This is a genomic window from Bradyrhizobium sp. LA6.1, from assembly GCF_040547805.1.
In the GTDB taxonomy this organism is placed as follows: Bacteria; Pseudomonadota; Alphaproteobacteria; order Rhizobiales; family Xanthobacteraceae; genus Bradyrhizobium; species Bradyrhizobium barranii.
Genome location: NZ_JBEPQK010000003.1, coordinates 138,766 through 157,512, shown reverse-complemented (window position 1 = coordinate 157,512; position 18,747 = coordinate 138,766). Strand labels below are relative to the sequence as shown.

The window sequence follows — 18,747 nt, the reverse complement described above, 5'->3', positions numbered from 1 at the left end:
CATGTCTGACATCCTGACCAAGATCGAAGCCTACAAGCGCGAAGAGATCGCAGCCGCCAAGCGCGCGCAGCCGCTCTCGGAAGTCGAGGCCAAAGCCAAGGCGCAGGGAGCCCCACGCGGCTTCGTGCGCGCGATCAAGGCCAAGCACGCCAATGGCGACTACGCGCTGATTGCCGAGGTCAAGAAAGCCTCGCCGTCGAAGGGGCTGATCCGCGCCGATTTCGATCCGCCGCTGCTCGCCAAGGCCTATGAGGCCGGCGGTGCGGTCTGTCTGTCGGTCCTGACCGACACGCCCTCGTTCCAGGGCCATCTCGATTTCATGGTGGCGGCGCGCGCGGCAACGTCGCTCCCGGTGCTGCGCAAGGATTTCATGTTCGACACCTATCAGGTGATTGAAGCGCGTGCGCATGGCGCCGACTGCATCCTGATCATCATGGCCGCGCTCGACGATGCCACCGCCAAGGATCTCGAGGACGCCGCCCTCGCCTACGGCATGGACGTACTGATCGAAATCCACGACCGCGCCGAGCTCGACCGTGCGCTGAAGCTGCGTTCGCCGATGATCGGCGTCAACAACCGCAATTTGCGCACCTTTGAGACCACGCTCGCGACCAGCGAGACGCTGGCGCCGCTGATCCCAGCGGAACGGCTGATGGTCGGCGAGAGCGGCATCTTCACGCCCGCCGATCTCGCCCGGCTCGAGCGCGTCGGCATGTCGACCTTCCTGGTCGGCGAGAGCCTGATGCGGCAGGCCGACGTGACCGCCGCCACGCGCACGCTGCTCGCGCGTGAGACTGCGCGCGCGACGAGTACGCGCTGACATGGCGCGCAAGCCCGCCAAGGCCAGGCAATCCAAGACGAAAGCCGGCCCTGCCCTCACCCATATCGGCGCCTCCGGCGAGGCGCGGATGGTGGACGTGTCGGACAAGCCCGCGACCGAGCGGCTCGCGGTCGCCGAAGGCCACGTCATCATGACCAAGGCGACGCTTGATCTCATCGTCTCGGGCAACGCCAAGAAAGGCGACGTGCTCGGCACCGCGCGCATCGCCGGCATCATGGCCGCCAAACGCACCTCGGAGCTGATCCCGCTCTGTCATCCCCTCGCGCTGTCGAAGGTCACGGTCGACATCGAGCCCGACGCGAAACTGCCAGGCTGCCTCGTCCGCGCCAGCGTGAAGGTGACGGGCCCGACCGGCGTCGAGATGGAGGCGCTCACGGCGGTGTCGGTCGCCTGCCTCACCATCTACGACATGATCAAGGCGGTCGAACGCGGCGTGCGCATCGAGGGCATCCATCTGGTCGAGAAGCTCGGCGGCAAGTCAGGCCACTACCGCGCCTGAACGCCGCGTGATCTATTTCGCCTCGCGCTGCCGCTCGCGATAGGCGCGCGTCTTCATCCGGTTGCCGCACAGCGTCGACATGCACCACCGCCGCGTCGATGGTTTCGAGCGGTCGAAGAACACCCGGCGGCATTCCTCCGACGCGCACATCTTCAGCCGGTCCAGCGTTCCCACAAGCGTTGCGTCATGAAGCTCGATCGCGATGGCCGAGAGGCCTGCGAGCGCATCCTCGCGCGCTGCCGACAGCATCGCGCCACGGCCTGCGCGCGCCTCCACCCGCAACGGAAACGGCGCGAGCGCCTCATTGAGCGTGCCGAGAACGCTCCTGTTCCGGGGCCGCTCGGCGGGCTCACATTGCAGATAGGCGCGCAAGGCGCCGCGCAGTCGTAGCGCGGTCTCAAACATCGCGGGCGTGACACGCCCGCCCTCGGCGCCAAGGCCGCGTTCCCGCATCCAGTCCGCAAGTTCCTTCGGCCCGCCAAGCTCATCGCTCTCCGGGTGCTCCACGCCGAAATGCATGAAGTGGCGAACATCGAGCGTGTTGGCGAAATCGTAGACGTTCGCCAGCGTGTCGGGAACCTGGAATTTGCGAGACTCTTTCGACATCGGGACACCAAAGATTTGAACACCAGTAAAACAGATTTACTGGTTGACAGCAAGCGACACCTGTATCCTAATTATACTAGTGTCGAATCCTTCGGGATCGAGCGCCCATTGCGATCACCAGAACGGAGACCCCGAACCGATGGCCGACGCCCTGCACTATCTCGAACTCACCGCGCTCGCAGCACGCCTCAAGGCGCGCGACATCTCCGCGCTGGACGTGACGCGCGCGCAACTCGACCGTATCGACGCCATGGACCGGGATCTCGGCAGCTACGTTCACGTGATGGCAGAAACGGCCATCGCCGAGGCAAAAGCCGCGGACGCCGAAATCGCACAGGGTCGGTATCGGGGGCCGCTGCATGGCGTGCCGATTGCGCTCAAGGACCTGTTCTGGACCAAGGGCATTCCGACGGCGGCCGGCACCATGCTTCATCGCGACTTTCGTCCCCACGAAGACGCAACCGTCGTGCGCCGGCTCAAGGACGCGGGCGCCGTGATACTCGGCAAGCTGCAACTCACCGAGGGCGCCTATTCCGATCACCATCCGTTGGTGACGCCGCCGGAGAATCCGTGGAATGCGAGTTACTGGCCGGGCATTTCGTCCAGTGGCTCGGCGGTCGCAACCGCTGCCGGGCTTTGCTTCGGCTCGCTCGGCTCCGACACCGGCGGTTCGATCCGCTGGCCGTGCGCCGCCAACGGGCTGACCGGATTGAAGCCGAGCTGGGGTCGCGTCAGCCGACACGGCGCCTTCGAGCTGGCCGCGACGCTCGACCATGTCGGACCGATCGGCCGCAGCGCGGCCGATGCGGGCGCACTGCTCGGCGTCCTTGCCGGACACGACCCCAACGACCCGACCTCGGTATTCGATCCGGTGCCCGACTATCTGGCCGCGGCCGCACAGGACGTGCGGGGCTTGCGGATCGGCGTCGATGCCGCCTGGAACAGCGACGACGTGGACGTTACGACACAGCACGTGCTGGCAGACGCCATCGATGCGTTCCGCGCGCTAGGCGCCGGCATCGTCGATGTCAGATTTCCCGACGTCATGCAGGCGATTGCCGACTGGACACCGAATTGTGCGGTAGAAGCTGCGGTCGCGCACGAGGCGACCTATCCTGCCCGCAAGAACGAGTATGGCCCGATGCTCGCCTCGCTGATCGAGGCCGGTCGCGCGCTCTCCGCTCTCGATTATCAGAAGATCCTGCTGCGGCGGCTGGCGCTGCGCGGCCGCGTCACCGCGCTGTTCGAGACCATTGATCTACTGCTGATCCCGGTACACCCGTTCCCGCCGGTGACGCTCGCCATGACCCAGACGCTCGGCGAGCAGCCGGATCTGATCGCGAAGCTGCAGCGATACACCTGCCCGTTCGACGTGACCGGTCATCCCACGATCGCGCTACCGGGTGGTGCATCAGCAGACGGACTGCCGATCGCGTTCCAGCTCGTCGCCGCTCATCTCGACGAGGCCATGCTCGTGCGCGCCGGCGCGGCGTTCCAGCGTGCCACGTCCTGGCATCGTCGCCATCCTTCCCTCAGCTCGCGGAGGCAGCATTGACCGTTCAATCCACGCTCGCTCAGCGAAGCATTTTCCATGGCTGGTTCGTCGTCGCGGCGGCATTTGCCGTCATGTTCGTCGGCTTCGGCTCCGCCTACACGTTCAGCGCATTTCTGGAGCCGCTCCAGCACGATTTCGGCGCCTCGCGCGGTTCGATCTCGCTCGTGTTTTCCATTGCGGGCTTTCTGTACTTCGCGCTCGGACTCGTCAGCGGTCCCCTCGCCGACCGGTTCGGCTCGCGTCCGCTGGCCATCGCCGGCATGATCCTGATCGCGGTCGGACTTGCGGCCGCGAGCGCCGCACGTTCCCTTGTCGAGGTCTATCTCGCCTACGGGCTGGGCGTCGGCCTCGGCCTCGGCTGCGCCTATGTTCCCGCGATCGGCGCGGTGCAACGCTGGTTCGTCAAGCGCCGCGGCTTTGCCTCCGGGCTCGCGGTGAGCGGCATCGGGCTCGGTACGCTGGCGATGCCGCCGCTCGCCTCATTGTTAATCGCATCGGTGGGCTGGCGCGGCGCCTATCTGGTGCTGGGCGCGATCGCCCTGGTGCTGGGCGGCGGAGCGTCGCTGCTGATCGAGAACGATCCGAAGCACCGCGGCCTCGGACCCGACGGCGATCCGCCTCGCGAGGCCGCGGGCGCAGGCAATGCTGGCGGCGCTTCGGTGCGCGAGGCCGTCCGGTCGACGCGGTTTGTCGCCCTCTACGCATCGTGTCTGGTCTGCTCGTTCGGCGCCTTCGTCCCGTTCGTCCATCTCGTGCCATACGCGCGCGACCACGGGGTCACGGCGTCCTCTGCGGTGCTGCTGCTCGGCGTGATCGGGGCCGGCAGCACCGCAGGCCGCTTCTTTCTCGGCGCGCTCGCCGACCGGATGGGCCGCGACCGCTCGCTCATCATGGTCCTGGTCGGAATGGCGTTGGCGATGGCGATCTGGGCCATCGCCGCCGATGTCTGGACCCTCGCCGCTTTTGCCTTCGTCTACGGCGTGTTCTACGGCGGCTGGGTCGCGGTGCTGCCCGCTGTCGTCATGGACTATTTTGGCGGACGCAATGTCAGCGGAATCATCGGTATTCTCTACACCAGCGTGGCGTTCGGCACACTGGTTGGCCCGAGTGCGGCCGGTTTCGCCTATGACGTCAACCACAGCTATACGTTGCCGATCCTGATCAGCGCCGCCGCGAACGTCGTCGCGGCGCTGATCGTGGTGACGATATTGGCGCGCGGCGGAGCCCACGCGATCAGCGCAGCGAAGAGCTGATCGACCCGAATTTGGCGTTAAGCTTGGAGCCCATGCCGTTCACGACGGAAATGATGGCCAGCGCGATGCCGGCGGCAATCAGGCCGTATTCGATCGCGGTCGCACCACGCTCGTCGGCCAGGAAGTTCTTCAAGGTGTTTGTCATCGTTCGTGTCCTCTCTGTGTCGTCGGCAGGCATGTTCGCAAATCACGTGCCAATGCCGACTCGAGGATCGCCAACATCTTAGATGGTTAAGCCTTGGTTGACCGTGGCACGACCGGCAGGAATTGACCGGCATCGCGAGAGCGTCCGGCAATTCCTGCACGTCTTGCGTCGCGCGCATCGATTGCTTTTGTACGCGGCCGTTCATGTCGCATTAACCGCGCTTCCTAACTTCGCCTCCATATCGTTTCCGTAAACCAACGGATGTTCTCGGGATCAAGAAGCGATCCTGACGTGTGCGCGGCAACGATCGACATGATGACGAAATACGGCAGTCGCCTCTTTGACCAGGTCTTCGTGCGCAGCGGACCGATCCGCTGGCTGGTGGTGGGCGGCACGTTGCTGATCGCGGCCATCGCCATTGGCTCGGTCCTGATGGCGCAGAATTTCCGAGAGCGCGCGCTGCGCAACAGCGGGCGCGAGCTGGAAAACACCGTCCTTCTGCTCGCTCATCATTTCGATCAGCAGTTGCAGGATTTCGCGGTCATCCAGAAGGATTTCGTCGACCACGTCCGCGCGACCGGCATCGCAAGCGCCGAGGACTATCGCAAACGCCTCTCCGGCCAGGACGTCCACCGGATGCTGCGCTCGAAGATCGAGGCGCTGCCCTACATGGGCGGCGTCAACATCATCGATGCCGAAGGCAATCTCATCAACTCCTCGACGGCGTGGCCGGCCCCCAAAGTGAACGTCGCCGATCGCGCCTATTTTCGTACTTTCAAATACGATCCTTACTCGCCGAACGTGCTGATCGAGCCGGTGCACAGCCGCGTCTCCGGCGCCTGGACCATCCTGATCGTGCGCAAGATCGTGGGACCGAACGGCGAGTTCATGGGCGTGGTCGGACGCGGCATCGAACCGGCCAATTTCGAGAAGTTCTTCGCCTCCGTCGTGCTCGGCGAAGGCGCCACGATCTCGATGCTGCATCGCGACGGCACGCTGCTCGCTCGCTATCCCCATTCCAGCGAGCAGATGGGCAGGAATTTCAAGACCGGCCCGTTCGAGCAGCAGAGGATCTTCGGGCTCGATCACTTCGCCGGCCGCATCATGAGCCCCGTCGACGGAGAAGACCGTCTGATCTCCTCGCGTGCCCTGCCCCACTTCCCGATCCTGATGATGGCCACCACAACGCGCGCGGCGGCGCTGACGGACTGGCGCGAGCAGATCGGCATCCTGATCTCGGTTGCCGGCGCCTCCGCGCTCGCCATCGCGGGCGTGCTGATCGCGATCGTGCGCAAGCTGCTGGAGCAGCACCGCGCCTCTCGCGAGCGGCTGACGCTGGAGAAGCAGCGCCTCGACCGCGCCGTCAACAACATGACGCAGGGCCTGCTGCTGTTCGATGCCGAGCGGCGGCTGGTGATCTGCAACCAGCGCTACATCGAGATGTACGGCCTGTCAGCCGAGGTGGTGAAGCCCGGCTCCAGCTTCCACGACATCATCGCCCACCGCAAGGCGACCGGCTCGTTCAGTGGCGACATCGGCGACTATGTCGTCCGTGTGCTGCGCGACATCCATGTGCGTAACTCCATGGTGGTCGACACCTCCGACGGGCGCTCGATCCACATCCTCAACGAGCCGCTCGCTGACGGCGGCTGGGTGGCGACCCACGAAGACGTCACCGAGCGCCGGCGGACCGAGGAGCGCATCACCCACCTCGCCCATTACGACGCGCTGACCGACCTGCCCAACCGCACCATGTTCCACGAGCATCTGCGCGCGGAGCTCGCCGCCATCGCCGGTGGCGAAGAGATCGCGGTGCATTACATCGACATCGACGAGTTCAAGGGCGTCAACGACGCGCTCGGCCATCTCGTCGGTGACGAGCTGTTGAAATCGATCGCGACGAGCCTCAGCCGCTGCGCAGGCCCGGCGGACTTCGTGGCGCGGCTCGGCGGCGACGAATTCGCCATCGTACAGAGCGCGGTGACGTCGCTGGAGGAGGTCAACGAACTCGTCGCGCGGGTCTTCCAGGCCATCCGCGCGCCGTTCGACTGCATGGGCCATCATCTCACCACGGACGCCAGTATCGGCATCGCGCTGGCGCCACGACACGGCACCGCGCTGGACCAGATCCTGAAGAATGCGGACATGGCGATGTATGCCGCCAAGGCCGCCGGACGCCGCACCTATCGCTTCTTCGAGCCGGAGATGGACGCCAAGGTCCGCGAGCGGAGGCAGCTCGAGATCGATCTGCGCCACGCCATCGCCCAAGGTGGGCTCGAAGGCGGGCTCGAGGTCTACTACCAGCCCTGCCTTGCCCTGAAGGACGACCGCATCACCGGCTGCGAGGCGCTGGTGCGCTGGCGCCATCCCGAGCGCGGCATGGTCTCGCCCGTCGAGTTCATTCCGATCGCCGAAGACACCGGCCTGATCAACGAGATCGGCGAATGGGTGCTGGCCACGGCCTGCCGCGATGCCGCCAACTGGCCCGACGACATCCGCCTCGCCGTCAACGTCTCGCCGGTGCAGTTCAAGAGCGGCACGCTGGCGCTGAAGATCATGGCGGCCCTTGCCGCCTCCAATTTGCCGGCGAGCCGGCTCGAGCTCGAGATCACCGAGGCCGTGCTGATCCGCGACGACGACACCGCGCTTGCGATCCTGCATCAGCTCCGCGCCATCGGCGTGCGCATCGCACTCGACGATTTCGGCACCGGCTACTCCTCGCTGAGCTATCTGCACCGCTTCCCGTTCGACAAGATCAAGATCGACCGCTGCTTCGTCAGCGACATCGCCGGTCCCGACGGCTCCGCCAGCATCGTGCAGGCCGTCGTTAACCTGGCTGCCGCCCGCCGCATGACCACCACGGCCGAGGGTGTCGAGACCGAGGAGCAGCAGCGCCTGCTCCGTGCGCTCGGCTGCTCGGAGATGCAGGGCTACCTGTTCAGTGCCGCAAAACCGGCCGACAAGGTGCTGGAGCTGTTCGCGCTGCACCGCAGCCGCCTCGCCCAGCGCGGCGGCGAGGAAAGCCGGCACCGCGAGGCCAGCTAGGGCGGTCTTCCCAACAATTGGAAGCGTCACCGCACGAATTCGCCCGGGAGCGGTCATCCGCTCCCGGGCGATATCTGGACGTCGTAAGGCTTAGTTCGGTACCGCCGCCTTCGGCGCAGGCTTGGCGGCGACCGCATTCGCGGTCACGCCGTGCAGGAAGTCGTAGGCCGCATGCAGGGCCTTGTCGTCCTTCTCTTCCGGCGGGACGTAGGACTGCGATCCGGTCTGCTCGGTGCCGTCGGCGGCCTGCAGATGGCCGCGCATCTGGGACTCCGCCATGGTGTCCATGCGGCCCTTCAGCTCGGGCGGAACATCCTGGAGGATCTCGATGTCGGGCGCGATGCCCTGGGCCTGGATCGAGCGGCCCGACGGCGTGTAGTACCGCGCCGTGGTCAGCGCCAGCGCGCCATTGCCGGCGCCGAGCGGAATGATGGTCTGCACCGAGCCCTTGCCGAACGAGCGCGTGCCGATGATCGTGGCACGCTTGTGGTCATGCAGCGCGCCGGCGACGATCTCCGAGGCCGAAGCCGAGCCGCCATTGACCAGAATCACCAGCGGCTTGCCCTTGGTGAGGTCGCCGCCATGCGCGGTGAAGCGCTGGGTCTCTTCGGGATTGCGGCCGCGGGTCGAGACGACCTCGCCGCGCTGAAGGAAGGCGCTCGACACCGAGACGGCCTGGTCGAGCAAGCCGCCCGGATTGTTACGCAGGTCCATCACGTAGCCGACCAGCTTCTCCGGCGGGACCTCCTTGGAGATCGACGCGATCGCCTTCTTCAGGCCGTCGGTGGTCTGCTCGTTGAACGAGGTGACGCGGATATAACCGATGTCGCCGTTCTCGACGTGGAAGCGCACCGGACGCACATGGATGATCTCGCGCTTGATCGCGACGTCGAGCGGGGCGTCGGCGCCCTTGCGCACGATGGTGAGCTTGGTCTGGGTATCGACCGGCCCCTTCATCTTGTTGACGGCCTGCTCGAGCGTCATGCCCTGCACGGCATCGCCGTCGATCTTGCTGATGAGGTCGCCGGACATGATCCCGGCCTTGGACGCCGGCGTGTCGTCGATCGGCGAGACGACCTTGACCAGGCCGTCCTCCATCGTGACCTCGATGCCGAGCCCGCCGAACTCGCCGGAGGTGGTCTCCTGCATCTCGGTCCAGGCCTTGTCGTTCATGTAGCGTGAATGCGGATCGAGCGAGGTCACCATGCCGGTGATCGCACCTTCGATCAGCTTGGAATTGTCGGGCTTCTCGACATAGCTCGCCTTCACCCGCTCGAACACTTCGCCGAACAGATTGAGCCGGGAATAGGCATCATCCGCGCTCGCTGCCGCCCGTGCCGCCCATACTCCACCGTGCGGGCTGGCGACCAGAAGGGTTAGACACGCTCCCGTGAGCGCGCCCAGGGGGAACAGCAGGTTTTTCCGCATGGATAGGCTGGCCTTCTTGCTGGAGCTTTGCTTTGGGCTTGTGAGGCGCCATGCAAATGGCGATCCAGCCCGCTGTTCACAATACCATTCTGGTTTCTTCAAGGCCGGGACGCCACGCCGGCGGGTACATCGTAAAAATCCCTTCGCCCGGGCCTAAACTTTTGGCAACGTTCCGAAACCGTTTCGCGCAAGGCGGGAATCGGCCCGGCCGGCCCACGCCTCGCAGGTATGCGATTTTAGGATGGTTTTGGAGGGCCGGACACGATACGCGATGACAATAACGCTTCAAATTCTCGGGAGGACAACAATGAATGACGCGCCCCGCATCCGGCCGGAAAGGAACGTCGAACTCGGCGCCAGCGCCGAGCCATTCCAGAACCTGCACGAATTCATCCGCAAGGCGCGCGCCAACCTCAACCAGAACGCCTGGGACTATATCGTCGGCGCCGCCGAGACCGAGACCACGATGCGCCGCAACCGCATGGCGCTCGACGAGATCGCCTTCCGGCCGCGCGTGCTGCGCGACGTCCGCGAGGTCGACGGCTCGGTCGAGCTGTTCGGGCGCAGGATGCGGCTGCCGGTGGTGCTGGCCCCTGTCGGCGCGCTGGAGATCTTCGATCCGGATGGCGCGGCGAGCGTTGCCCGCGCCTGCGGCACCTTCGGCGCGGCGCACATGCTGAGCTCGGTGTCCGAGCCCGGCCTGGAGAAGACCGCCGAGGCCGCCCCTGATGCGCTGCGGCTCTATCAACTCTATGTGCGCGGCGACGACGATTTCGTCGCCGATGTCGTCAGCCGGAGCGAGAAGAACGCCTACGCCGCCTTCTGCCTGACCGTTGATACCGCCCATTACAGCCGTCGCGAACGTGACATTGCCAAGCGCTATGTTCGCGAGAGCCGCCTGCGCGCCACCGGCGGCGATTACCAGAAGGGCCTGGAGTGGCGGACCGTGAAGATGATCAAGGACAAGTTCAAGATCCCGCTCATCCTGAAGGGCATCGCCACCGCCGAGGACGCCCGGATCGCGGTCGATCACGGCGTGGAGTGGATCTACGTCTCCAACCATGGCGGCCGCCAGCTCGATCACGGCCGCGGTGCCATGCATGTGCTGCCCGAGATCGTCGAGGCCGTGAAGGGACGCGCCAAGATCATGGTCGACGGCGGCTTCTGCCGCGGCACCGACATCGTCAAGGCGATCGCGGCGGGCGCGGACATGGTCGGCATCGGCCGGCTGCAATGCTGGGCATTGGCGGCGGCCGGCGAAGCCGGCGTGAGGCGAATGCTGGAGCTGCTCGAGGACGAGGTGCTGCGCTGCCTCGGCCTCTTGGGCGCCACCTCGTTCGCCGAGGTCGACAAGTCCTGCCTGCACCAGGCGACCGCAACGAATGCGCCGAGCGTGTTCAGCGCGTTCCCGCTGTTCGACCACGACCCCTATCGATATTGAGTGAAAGGATGCAATGAGCTCGCTCTCTCCCGGTAGCGCGGACGCGCTCCTGTTCGATCTCGGGCGCGTCGTGCTCGACATCGATTTCTCCAAGGCGATCGCCTGCTGGGCGGGACATGCCGGCTGCAAGCCGGAAGCCATCGTCGCGCGCTATGTGCGGGACAGCGAAGCCTACCGGCTGCACGAGGTCGGCAAGATCAGCGACGAGGCCTATTTTGACTCGCTGCGTGTCGCGCTCGGGATCGGCATTTCGGACGCACAGTTCCTGGAGGGCTGGAACGCGATCTTCGCCGGCGAGATGCCCGACATCGCCGAGCTGCTGCCGCGTGCGGCAAAGCAGTTGCCGCTCTACGCTTTCTCCAACACCAACCGGCCGCATGTGGACCACTTCTCGAAGGAATATGCCGGCCTTCTCGGCCATTTCCGCGAGCTGTATCTGTCGTCCAGCATCGGCCTGCGCAAACCGGATGTGGAGGCCTTCGATCATGTCGTGGCCGCGATCGGCGTGCCGGCGAACCGTATCGTGTTCTTCGACGATCTTGCCGAGAACATCGAAGGAGCGCGGTCGCGCGGCCTGACCACGATCCACGTGACCTCGCCCCGCGACGTCGGGAACGCCCTCAAGGCGCTCGGAATCTGATCTCTGACCGGCAAGCCGACGGGCCGCGAATGGAACTATTTTGCCCGGGGGCGAGGAACCAAAACCCTTTGTGCATTTTATACAGAGTTCCCGGAACGATTGCCCCTCTCAGGACTCATGAGTCCGTTGGGAATTCTACATCGGGCTTATCGTCGTGTTGGGCAAAACCTACCTCACCAAGCAGGCCTCTCTGCTGATGAAATTCGCCAGAACCACCTCGGATTCTGACCTTTCCGCAAGACTGATCAGCAAGGCCGCCGACCTGAAATCCCAGGCCGACCCGCTGCCTGACAAGGATCAGGGCCCCGCAGCGCCGGACGTCAGTCCGTACAAGCAGCCGGGGGGCTGACCGATGCTGGCCGTGGCTCTCGTCTTTCTCGTCCTCGCCATGGCCATCCTCGTACCGGTCTGTCTCGCCTTCTGGATCATGCCGCGGCGGACTTGATGCTCACCCTTCATCGCAGAGCGGATGACGCAGGATAAATCATCCTGCGCGGCCACTGTTTTGCCTCTGCGCCTGCACTCGGCTAGAACTCTCGCCGCCGATTTGCCCGAACGGGCCCAGCAGGAGTTTTCACCCGTGGCCCTGATGCCGGTTTCCGACGCGCTCGCCGCGGTGCTGGCGGGCGCAGAGCCGCTGCCTGAAGAGATGATCGCGCTCGACGCAGCCTTCCACCGCGTGCTCGCACGCGACGTCGCCGCGCGGCGCACGCAGCCGCCGCAGGCGATGTCGGCAATGGACGGCTATGCGGTGCGCGCGGTCGATGCGGCGAAGATCGACTCCCAGCTCACCCTGATCGGCGAGGTCGCGGCGGGCCGCCCGTTTGCGGGATCGGTCGGCGCCGGCGAGGCCGTGCGTATCTTCACCGGCGGTGTCGTTCCCGATGGCGCTGATGCGGTCGTGATCCAGGAGGACACGATTGCGGACGGCAAGCGCGTCACCATCAAGGAAGCCGCCGTAACGGGGCGGCACATCCGCCCCGCCGGCGTCGACTTCTCGGAAGGCGACGTGCTGCTGCGCAAAGGGGCCCGGCTCACCGAGCGCGACCTCGCGCTCGCCGCCGGCATGAATTACCCGCAACTGCCAGTCCGGCGACGCCCGAAGGTCGCGATCCTCGCCACCGGCGACGAGCTGGTGATGCCGGGTACGACGCCGGGCCACGGCCAGATCGTCTATTCCAACGGCTACGCCCTGCACGCGCTCGCCCGCAGCGAGGGCGCCGATACCATCGACCTCGGCGTGGCCGCCGATACGCTTGAGGCGACCACGGCCGGCATCGGCCGCGCGCGGGAGAGCGGCGCCGACATCCTGATCACGACCGGCGGCGCGTCGGTCGGGGACCACGATCTGGTCCAGCAGGCGCTGAGGGACGAAGGTATCTCGATGGCGTTCTGGAAGATCGCGATGCGGCCGGGCAAGCCGATGATGAACGGGCGGCTCGGCGCGATGCGCGTGATCGGCCTGCCCGGCAATCCGGTGTCATCCTATGTTTGCGGCTTCCTGTTCATGGTGCCGTTGATTCGCGCGCTTTCGGGCCGTTCGATGATTCATCACCGCCGCGAACGCGCGGTGCTGGGCCGCGATGTCGGCGCCAATGACCAGCGCGAGGATTATCTGCGCGCACGCCTCGAGCTGCGCGACGACGGCACGCTCCTCGCCCTCCCCGTCAATCACCAGGATTCCTCGCTGCTTGCGAATCTCGCTGCGGCACAGGCACTTCTCGTGCGCGCGCCATTCGCGCCGAAGGCCCAAGCCGGCACGCCTTGCGAGGTCTTGCGACTGCCCGTCTGATTGCTTCGTTCGCGTGCGTTCCGCGAACTTTGTCGCGTTCACGGTAAATTAAGCAGTTGCGGAACATGTATCGAACATATAGTGTCCGTTCATGATTTGTTTCGAGAATGTAGCGGCTTACTGCTGAATTCAGCGTCTCGGAATCGAACGACATCAACCGGGGGATTTTGGTCGAGATGTTAACGCGCAAACAATACGAGCTCCTGCGGTTCATCAGCGAACGGCTGAAGGAAAGCGGCGTGCCGCCCTCCTTCGACGAGATGAAGGACGCGCTCGACCTGCGCTCGAAATCGGGCATCCATCGCCTGATCACCGCGCTCGAGGAGCGCGGCTTCATCCGGCGCTTGCCCAACCGCGCCCGCGCCATCGAGGTGATCAAGCTGCCCGAGCTTCAGGCCGCCGCCGGCAGCCGTCGCGGCTTCACGCCGAGCGTCATCGAAGGCAATCTCGGCAAGGTCCGCACGACTTCGAGCCCGCCGGCGGACGAGGGCGAGCGCCCCGTCGCGGTCCCCGTGATGGGCCGCATCGCGGCCGGTACGCCGATCGAGGCCTTGCAGACCCGCAGCCACACCATCAGCGTACCGCCTGACATGCTCGGCTCGGGCGAACATTACGCGCTCGAAGTGCGCGGCGATTCCATGGTCGAGGCCGGCATTCTCGACGGCGACATGGCGCTGATCCAGCGCAACGAGAGCGCCGATACCGGCGATATCGTGGTGGCGCTGATCGACGACGAGGAGGCGACGCTGAAGCGCTTCCGCCGCCGCGGCGCCTCGATCGCGCTCGAGCCCGCCAATGCGGCCTATGAGGTCCGCATTCTGCCGCCCAACCGGGTGAAGATCCAGGGCAAGCTGATCGGGCTGTACCGGAAGTATTGATACCGGACGTGCCGGTATCGGTTATTTGGCGCCCCGCGCGCTTTCGATCGGCATCGCCGATCCGAGATTGGAGCGGACGATTGTCCGCTTCCGCTGGATAGTCTTTCTGGTTTCGCGCAGATTATCCGGCCCCTCCTCCAGCGGTAAATCCTCGGCACGCCGCACGAAGCAGCCCTGCTTCGCGGCCTTCAGGTTCGAGGAGAAGTCATCCGCCGGATCGTTCTGAGCACACTTGCTGTGGCGCTGATCGCAGCATCAGCGTCGCAAGCCTTGGACGTACAAGCCTTGGCCGTGCAAGCCTTGGCCGTGCAAGCCTTGGCCGCGCAATCGCGGCCCCATGTCCGCAAGGATACCGCCATGAGCGAGCAAGTCCGCAAGGCCCTCGACGCCGTCGACCAACCGTCGCGGCCGGGCTGGCAATATTCCGGCTGGTCGGCGCCTGCGGGGCGCTGACACGCGCCTGCAGAATGCAAAGGGGCGGGCTTTGTTCCTGGTGGATTCGGGAAAGTTAATGTGATTGCGGCCTGCGGCGGCGAGCCGTAGATTTGCCTACAACCCGGCAGAACGTTTGGTATTTCCACTCTGATAGAGGCCTGCGCCTCGATTAAGAGACGTGGGTCGCTATCCCTGCATGAGGAGCACCCGATGTGTGACTACAGCCTGCATGCCGTCGCGTCGCGTCCCGCCGAAGTCGGCGAGACGATCGTCACGACAACCTTCCGCGGCACCTCGACGCGCGGCTTTGCCTCCGCGGCCGATCCGACCGTCGCGGTCTGCCTGCTCCCGGGGACGGAGCTCGCGTTCGCCGACAACGTCCGCTACGACAATCGCTGGATCTGGACGCGCACCGTCAATTCGCGCGTCGGCAAGTTCGGCAAGATCGATCCGCACATTCCCGATCGCCATCATGATGCGATCGAATTCCCCGACGGCAAATCCGTGCTGGTGACGCAGCTGGTCGAAGGCCAGCGCGCGACCGTGCTGCAGCTACCGGTGACCCAGCCGCTCGGCGAGCGCGAGCACAAGCCGCAGACCATCACCGACAGCCGGACAACCATCACCCGCCTGCCGATCGGCTGATGCAGCCATTCCCGGCCGGCAGGTCGGGCCAGGATTGAAATCGCCATCGCCGGCCGAGGCCGGCGAGATGGTGTCGTTTGTGTCCCGCGAAACTCCATCGGGCGGACCAAGCCGTGGCGTCTCCCACCGCACGAAGTTTGCGCTGTCCTGCCTGAATTTTGAACGTCCGTTCCGCAGCCAAATGGCCGATGCTTGGTGCGGCTTGAGACCGCGGGCACGTTCGATGAAGACCTTCATTCGCGTCGTTGAACTCTGGGTGCCTGACCGCACGCGCATGCGGCTGGAAATTCGGCGGCGGCCTCTACGGCGAAGGGTTGTCCGCGTTTAGGGACGTGAGCGAGGATCTGCACTTCGGATATGACGAGGGACTTCCCGGCAAGGCCTGGGCCGGCGGCCACCCCGTGATCCTCACCAGATTCACCGATTCCTATTTTAAGCGGACCGATCAGGCCATCGCCGCCGGGCTGACCTGCGGCGTGGCGGTGCCCGTGTTTTCAGGCGAATTCCTGCAAGCCGTCATGGTGCTGTTCTGCGGCGACGACGAGGCCCATGTCGGCGCGATCGAGCTCTGGCACAACGATGCCGAAACCTCCCACGAGATGGCGCTCGTCGACGGTTATTACGGCACCGCCGACATGTTCGAATTCAACTCCCGCCACACCAGATTTCCGCGCGGCTTCGGCCTGCCCGGCCGCATCTGGAAAGCCGGCCTGCCTCTGATCATCAAGGACCTGCACGATGCCAGGAGTTTTCTGCGCTGGGAGGACGCCGCCAAGGTCGGAATCAATCTCGGCGTCGGCGTTCCCTACCGGACCGGCACCGATCAGACCTGGGTGCTGACATTCCTCTCCGCGCAGGCGACGCCAATCGCGCGACGCTTCGAGATCTGGGTTCCGGACGAGGCCCGTTCGGCGCTGGTCTTCCGCGCCGGCGATTGCAGCGGGCAGACCGACCTCGCCGCGCTTTATGCGACGAAATCCATCGCCAAAGGCGAAGGCAGCATCGGCGGGGCCTGGGCCACCGGCATGCCCGCGCTCAACGACGATCTCGCGCGTGACGGCTCGGTCGCGGCCTTGCAGGCCAGCGCCTCTGGACTGAGCCAGATGGTCGTCCTGCCGGTGATCGGCAACGCCAGGCTCGACGCCGTGCTGGCCTGGTATCTGTAACCCGTCCGCTCAATCCTCGGCCTGCAGGTCGGCCTCCGATGGCGTCGCGTCGCGGTTGCGGGGAGCCGCCGCCTGCGGCCCAAGGCTCGCGCCGAAATCCGCCTCGCCGGCAGCCGCCGGCGACCACGGACGGTCTGCCCCCCTTGCCTTCGCCGCCTGAACCGCAAAGCCGTCGCCGCTTCGCGTCAGCGCCAGCGCGCCCTGCCTTGCGAGACGCTGACGGTCGACAACCATCGCCGCGCAATCCGGCGGCGCCGGCCGCGCCGTCACCACCAGCGCGGCCCGGCTGCAATCGTCAGCCAGTGAATCGATGCGCAAGGCCAGCGCGACCAGACGCCCGTCGGCGAGCGGCGTCACGCAGCCGGCCTCGTCGCACGACACGCCGGCGGCCAGTGAGGCACTGCCGGCGTCGCGCGGATCGGCGTCGGCGGCGAGCCATTCCTTCAGAAGAAAACTGTCCTTGCTCGACCTGATGAGTTGCAGGTGCCCATCCCTGCCCCGCACCGCGACACTCTGGCCGTCACCGGCGATCAGGACATCGGGCTGCCGCGCACACAGTCCCCAGAGGATCGCGGCCAACAGCACCACCGCGCCGGCCCAGCGCAACGGCGTGCGCAACAAGCCCATCACGATGATTCCCAAGCTTGCAACGATCAGCGGTGCGATGCCGAAAGCCGAGATGCGGCCGACCGCGCCCGGCAAAGCGGCCACCCAGCGCGACACCGCAACCATCCAGTCGATGCCGATCCCCATCAGCCACCAGAACGGACCATCGAGTCCGAACGGCGCTGAAATCAAGCCCAACAGGCCCGCGGGCATCACCAGGGCCGAAACCACCGGCATCGCCCCGAGGTTGGCGAGCACGCCGAACGGGGTGACACGGTGAAAGTGGAAAGCGGCATAGGGCGTGGTCGCGAGCCCCGCGATCAGCGAGGCCAGGAACAACATCGCGATCTCGCGCCCGCCCCACATTGCAATCCGCGCGGTCGCGGAATGATCGGGCGACGCAAACAGGTTCGGCATGCCGATCTGCACCAGCGCCACCAGTCCGAGCGTTGCCGCGAACGACATCTGGAAGCTTGGATGCAAAAGTGCTTCCGGTGCGACCGCGAGCACGATCAGCGCGGCCACCGCCAGCGTGCGGAAGGTGATAGCACGGCGATCGACCATGACCGCGATCAGCACCACCGCCGTCATGAAGAACGAGCGTTGCGTCGCGACCTCCGCGCCCGACAGCAGCAGATAGAACGCGGCTGCGACCAGCGCCGCGGCCGCCGACCATTTCTTGATGGCAAAGCCGGCCGCCATTCCAGGGATCAACGCCAGCAGCGCGCGCACCGCGAAGAAGACCACGCCGGCGACGACCGCCATGTGATAGCCGGAAATCGAGAGCACATGTCCGAGCCCCGAGATGAACATGGCGTCGTTGACGGGCGTGGTAATCGCATCGCGCCGGCCCGTGAGCAGCGCGGTCGCAATCGCCCGGTTGTCGCCCTCGAGCGTGGCGCGGATGCGCGCGTCGATCGCATCGCGCAGACCCTGCATGAAGGCGGCATAACGCAGCCGCAAGCCACCGGCGTCCGGCGGCACCGATGCCGCAATCGTGCCCATCACGAAGCCGGAGGCGCCGATGCCCTGGAAGAACATGTCGCGCGAAAAGTCATAGCTGCCGGGGCGCACCGGCGACAACGGCGGCAACAGCCGCGCCTTCAACTGCACGAAGCTGCCGACCTCGGGCGCAGTCCCCTTGCGCACGGAGAGGCGCACGCGCTCGAGCTTGACGTCGCTGCGCTGCGCCTCCATCGCGGTGACACGCAGCACGAAGCGGTCGGTGCGCTCGCGGATGTCGCGGGTCTCGACGAAGCCCGACAGCGAGACGGAATAGAGCGGCTTTGCCAGCACCGTGTGCGCGATCCGCGCCGTCTTCCAGGTCGCCGTGGCAAAGCCGGCCGCGACCGCCGCGATCATGATCGCCGGTGCAAACAACCGGCTCCGCCGCAACAGCACGGCGCCAAGCATGAGTGCGATGGCCGTCGCGGCAACGACCCACAGCACCGGTTCATGATCGGCGGAAAAATAGAGCGCGATGCCGCCGCCGAACGCGACCGGCACCCACGGCAACAATCGCCCGGCGCCGGCCTCGGTGCGCGCCCATTCGCGCAGGGTCCCGGCCAGCGACGTCCAGAGGTCGAACCCTGCCGGCACGAGGCCGCCCGCGGAGGCAGCTCGGCCGACGGGCCAAGTCCCCGCGATCCAAGTCCCCGCAATCCCCTGGGACCGAACTGGCCGGCCCGGCTCCGCCATTCCCTGCACCTTACGATACGCGACAGGCCAGGAGGCTACCGGAACGTGCGGCTGCGCGAATAGCGGTACGGATC

16 protein-coding genes are annotated in these 18,747 nt (G+C 65.9%); 12 read left to right on the top strand and 4 right to left on the bottom strand.

Features of this window, described 5'->3' with window-relative positions:
• Position 1: 1 nt before the first annotated feature.
• Together trpC and moaC are read left to right on the top strand one after the other, a co-directional pair.
• Positions 2-820, top strand: coding sequence for an indole-3-glycerol phosphate synthase TrpC (gene trpC / locus ABIB99_RS07885; RefSeq protein ID WP_231142079.1), 819 nt, complete (start codon positions 2-4; stop codon positions 818-820).
• A gap of 1 nt (position 821) precedes the next feature.
• Positions 822-1,340: a cyclic pyranopterin monophosphate synthase MoaC gene (moaC, locus tag ABIB99_RS07880; protein WP_354096066.1), complete on the top strand. Its 519-nt coding sequence runs from the start codon at positions 822-824 to the stop codon at positions 1,338-1,340.
• Between the two features lie 12 nt (positions 1,341-1,352).
• On the opposite strand, the gene ABIB99_RS07875 is transcribed toward moaC, so the two are convergent.
• Positions 1,353-1,946 (bottom strand): CGNR zinc finger domain-containing protein, encoded by a 594-nt coding sequence (locus tag ABIB99_RS07875; RefSeq protein ID WP_063983054.1) that lies wholly within the window; start codon positions 1,944-1,946, stop codon positions 1,353-1,355.
• A 139-nt stretch (positions 1,947-2,085) separates the two neighbouring features.
• On the opposite strand from ABIB99_RS07875, the gene ABIB99_RS07870 reads away from it, so the two are divergent.
• Both ABIB99_RS07870 and ABIB99_RS07865 read left to right on the top strand, forming a co-directional pair.
• On the top strand, positions 2,086-3,501 hold the full coding sequence (locus tag ABIB99_RS07870) for an amidase (RefSeq protein WP_354175387.1): 1,416 nt from the start codon (positions 2,086-2,088) through the stop codon (positions 3,499-3,501).
• On the top strand, positions 3,498-4,754 hold the full coding sequence (locus ABIB99_RS07865; protein WP_063983052.1) for an MFS transporter: 1,257 nt from the start codon (positions 3,498-3,500) through the stop codon (positions 4,752-4,754). The genes ABIB99_RS07870 and ABIB99_RS07865 overlap by 4 nt, the downstream gene beginning before the upstream one ends.
• Here the strand turns inward: ABIB99_RS07865 and ABIB99_RS07860 are convergent.
• A complete protein-coding gene (locus ABIB99_RS07860) occupies positions 4,735-4,899 on the bottom strand; it encodes a Flp family type IVb pilin (RefSeq protein ID WP_028149628.1) in 165 nt (54 codons plus the stop codon). The two genes, ABIB99_RS07865 and ABIB99_RS07860, sit on opposite strands and share 20 nt — an antisense overlap.
• A 312-nt stretch (positions 4,900-5,211) precedes the next feature.
• Here ABIB99_RS07860 and ABIB99_RS07855 point away from each other — a divergent pair, with 312 nt between their 5' ends.
• A complete protein-coding gene (locus ABIB99_RS07855) occupies positions 5,212-7,944 on the top strand; it encodes a bifunctional diguanylate cyclase/phosphodiesterase (protein ID WP_063986344.1) in 2,733 nt (910 codons plus the stop codon).
• 90 nt (positions 7,945-8,034) lie between these two features.
• On the opposite strand, the gene ABIB99_RS07850 is transcribed toward ABIB99_RS07855, so the two are convergent.
• Positions 8,035-9,372 carry a S41 family peptidase gene (locus ABIB99_RS07850; RefSeq protein ID WP_028149630.1) on the bottom strand — a complete coding sequence of 446 codons (1,338 nt, stop codon included), beginning with the start codon at positions 9,370-9,372 and terminating at the stop codon, positions 8,035-8,037.
• A 307-nt stretch (positions 9,373-9,679) separates the two neighbouring features.
• Here ABIB99_RS07850 and ABIB99_RS07845 point away from each other — a divergent pair, with 307 nt between their 5' ends.
• From ABIB99_RS07845 to ABIB99_RS07815, 7 genes are all read left to right on the top strand, one after another.
• The gene (locus tag ABIB99_RS07845; RefSeq protein WP_071913496.1) at positions 9,680-10,813 is read left to right on the top strand and encodes an alpha-hydroxy acid oxidase; all 1,134 of its coding nucleotides are present in this window, start codon (positions 9,680-9,682) and stop codon (positions 10,811-10,813) included.
• A 13-nt stretch (positions 10,814-10,826) separates the two neighbouring features.
• Positions 10,827-11,453: an HAD family hydrolase gene (locus ABIB99_RS07840; RefSeq protein ID WP_354175386.1), complete on the top strand. Its 627-nt coding sequence runs from the start codon at positions 10,827-10,829 to the stop codon at positions 11,451-11,453.
• Between the two features lie 154 nt (positions 11,454-11,607).
• A complete protein-coding gene (locus ABIB99_RS07835; protein WP_354175385.1) occupies positions 11,608-11,802 on the top strand; it encodes a hypothetical protein in 195 nt (64 codons plus the stop codon).
• 231 nt (positions 11,803-12,033) lie between these two features.
• Positions 12,034-13,245, top strand: a complete 1,212-nt coding sequence (locus ABIB99_RS07830; protein WP_354175384.1) for a molybdopterin molybdotransferase MoeA — start codon at positions 12,034-12,036, stop codon at positions 13,243-13,245.
• Positions 13,246-13,421: 176 nt separating this feature from the next.
• Positions 13,422-14,123, top strand: a complete 702-nt coding sequence (gene lexA, locus ABIB99_RS07825) for a transcriptional repressor LexA (protein WP_014494969.1) — start codon at positions 13,422-13,424, stop codon at positions 14,121-14,123.
• Positions 14,124-14,768: 645 nt separating this feature from the next.
• Positions 14,769-15,203, top strand: a complete 435-nt coding sequence (locus tag ABIB99_RS07820; protein WP_063983046.1) for a hypothetical protein — start codon at positions 14,769-14,771, stop codon at positions 15,201-15,203.
• Positions 15,204-15,535: 332 nt separating this feature from the next.
• Entirely contained in the window at positions 15,536-16,369 is an 834-nt protein-coding gene (locus tag ABIB99_RS07815) for a GAF domain-containing protein (RefSeq protein WP_354175383.1), read from the top strand.
• A gap of 9 nt (positions 16,370-16,378) precedes the next feature.
• Here ABIB99_RS07815 and ABIB99_RS07810 read toward each other — a convergent pair whose 3' ends face one another.
• A complete protein-coding gene (locus ABIB99_RS07810; protein WP_354175382.1) occupies positions 16,379-18,673 on the bottom strand; it encodes a ComEC/Rec2 family competence protein in 2,295 nt (764 codons plus the stop codon).
• Positions 18,674-18,747 lie beyond the last annotated feature (74 nt).

Excerpts from the sequence above, each read along its gene's own strand:
- trpC (WP_231142079.1), top strand. The coding sequence starts at position 2 with ATGTCTGACATCCTGACCAAGATCGAAGCCTACAAGCGCGAAGAGATC.
- moaC (WP_354096066.1), top strand. The coding sequence starts at position 822 with ATGGCGCGCAAGCCCGCCAAGGCCAGGCAATCCAAGACGAAAGCCGGC.
- ABIB99_RS07875 (WP_063983054.1), bottom strand. The coding sequence starts at position 1,946 with ATGTCGAAAGAGTCTCGCAAATTCCAGGTTCCCGACACGCTGGCGAAC.
- ABIB99_RS07870 (WP_354175387.1), top strand. The coding sequence starts at position 2,086 with ATGGCCGACGCCCTGCACTATCTCGAACTCACCGCGCTCGCAGCACGC.
- ABIB99_RS07860 (WP_028149628.1), bottom strand. The coding sequence starts at position 4,899 with ATGACAAACACCTTGAAGAACTTCCTGGCCGACGAGCGTGGTGCGACC.
- ABIB99_RS07855 (WP_063986344.1), top strand. The coding sequence starts at position 5,212 with ATGATGACGAAATACGGCAGTCGCCTCTTTGACCAGGTCTTCGTGCGC.
- ABIB99_RS07850 (WP_028149630.1), bottom strand. The coding sequence starts at position 9,372 with ATGCGGAAAAACCTGCTGTTCCCCCTGGGCGCGCTCACGGGAGCGTGT.
- ABIB99_RS07845 (WP_071913496.1), top strand. The coding sequence starts at position 9,680 with ATGAATGACGCGCCCCGCATCCGGCCGGAAAGGAACGTCGAACTCGGC.
- ABIB99_RS07840 (WP_354175386.1), top strand. The coding sequence starts at position 10,827 with ATGAGCTCGCTCTCTCCCGGTAGCGCGGACGCGCTCCTGTTCGATCTC.
- lexA (WP_014494969.1), top strand. The coding sequence starts at position 13,422 with ATGTTAACGCGCAAACAATACGAGCTCCTGCGGTTCATCAGCGAACGG.
- ABIB99_RS07820 (WP_063983046.1), top strand. The coding sequence starts at position 14,769 with ATGTGTGACTACAGCCTGCATGCCGTCGCGTCGCGTCCCGCCGAAGTC.
- ABIB99_RS07810 (WP_354175382.1), bottom strand. The coding sequence starts at position 18,673 with ATGGCGGAGCCGGGCCGGCCAGTTCGGTCCCAGGGGATTGCGGGGACT.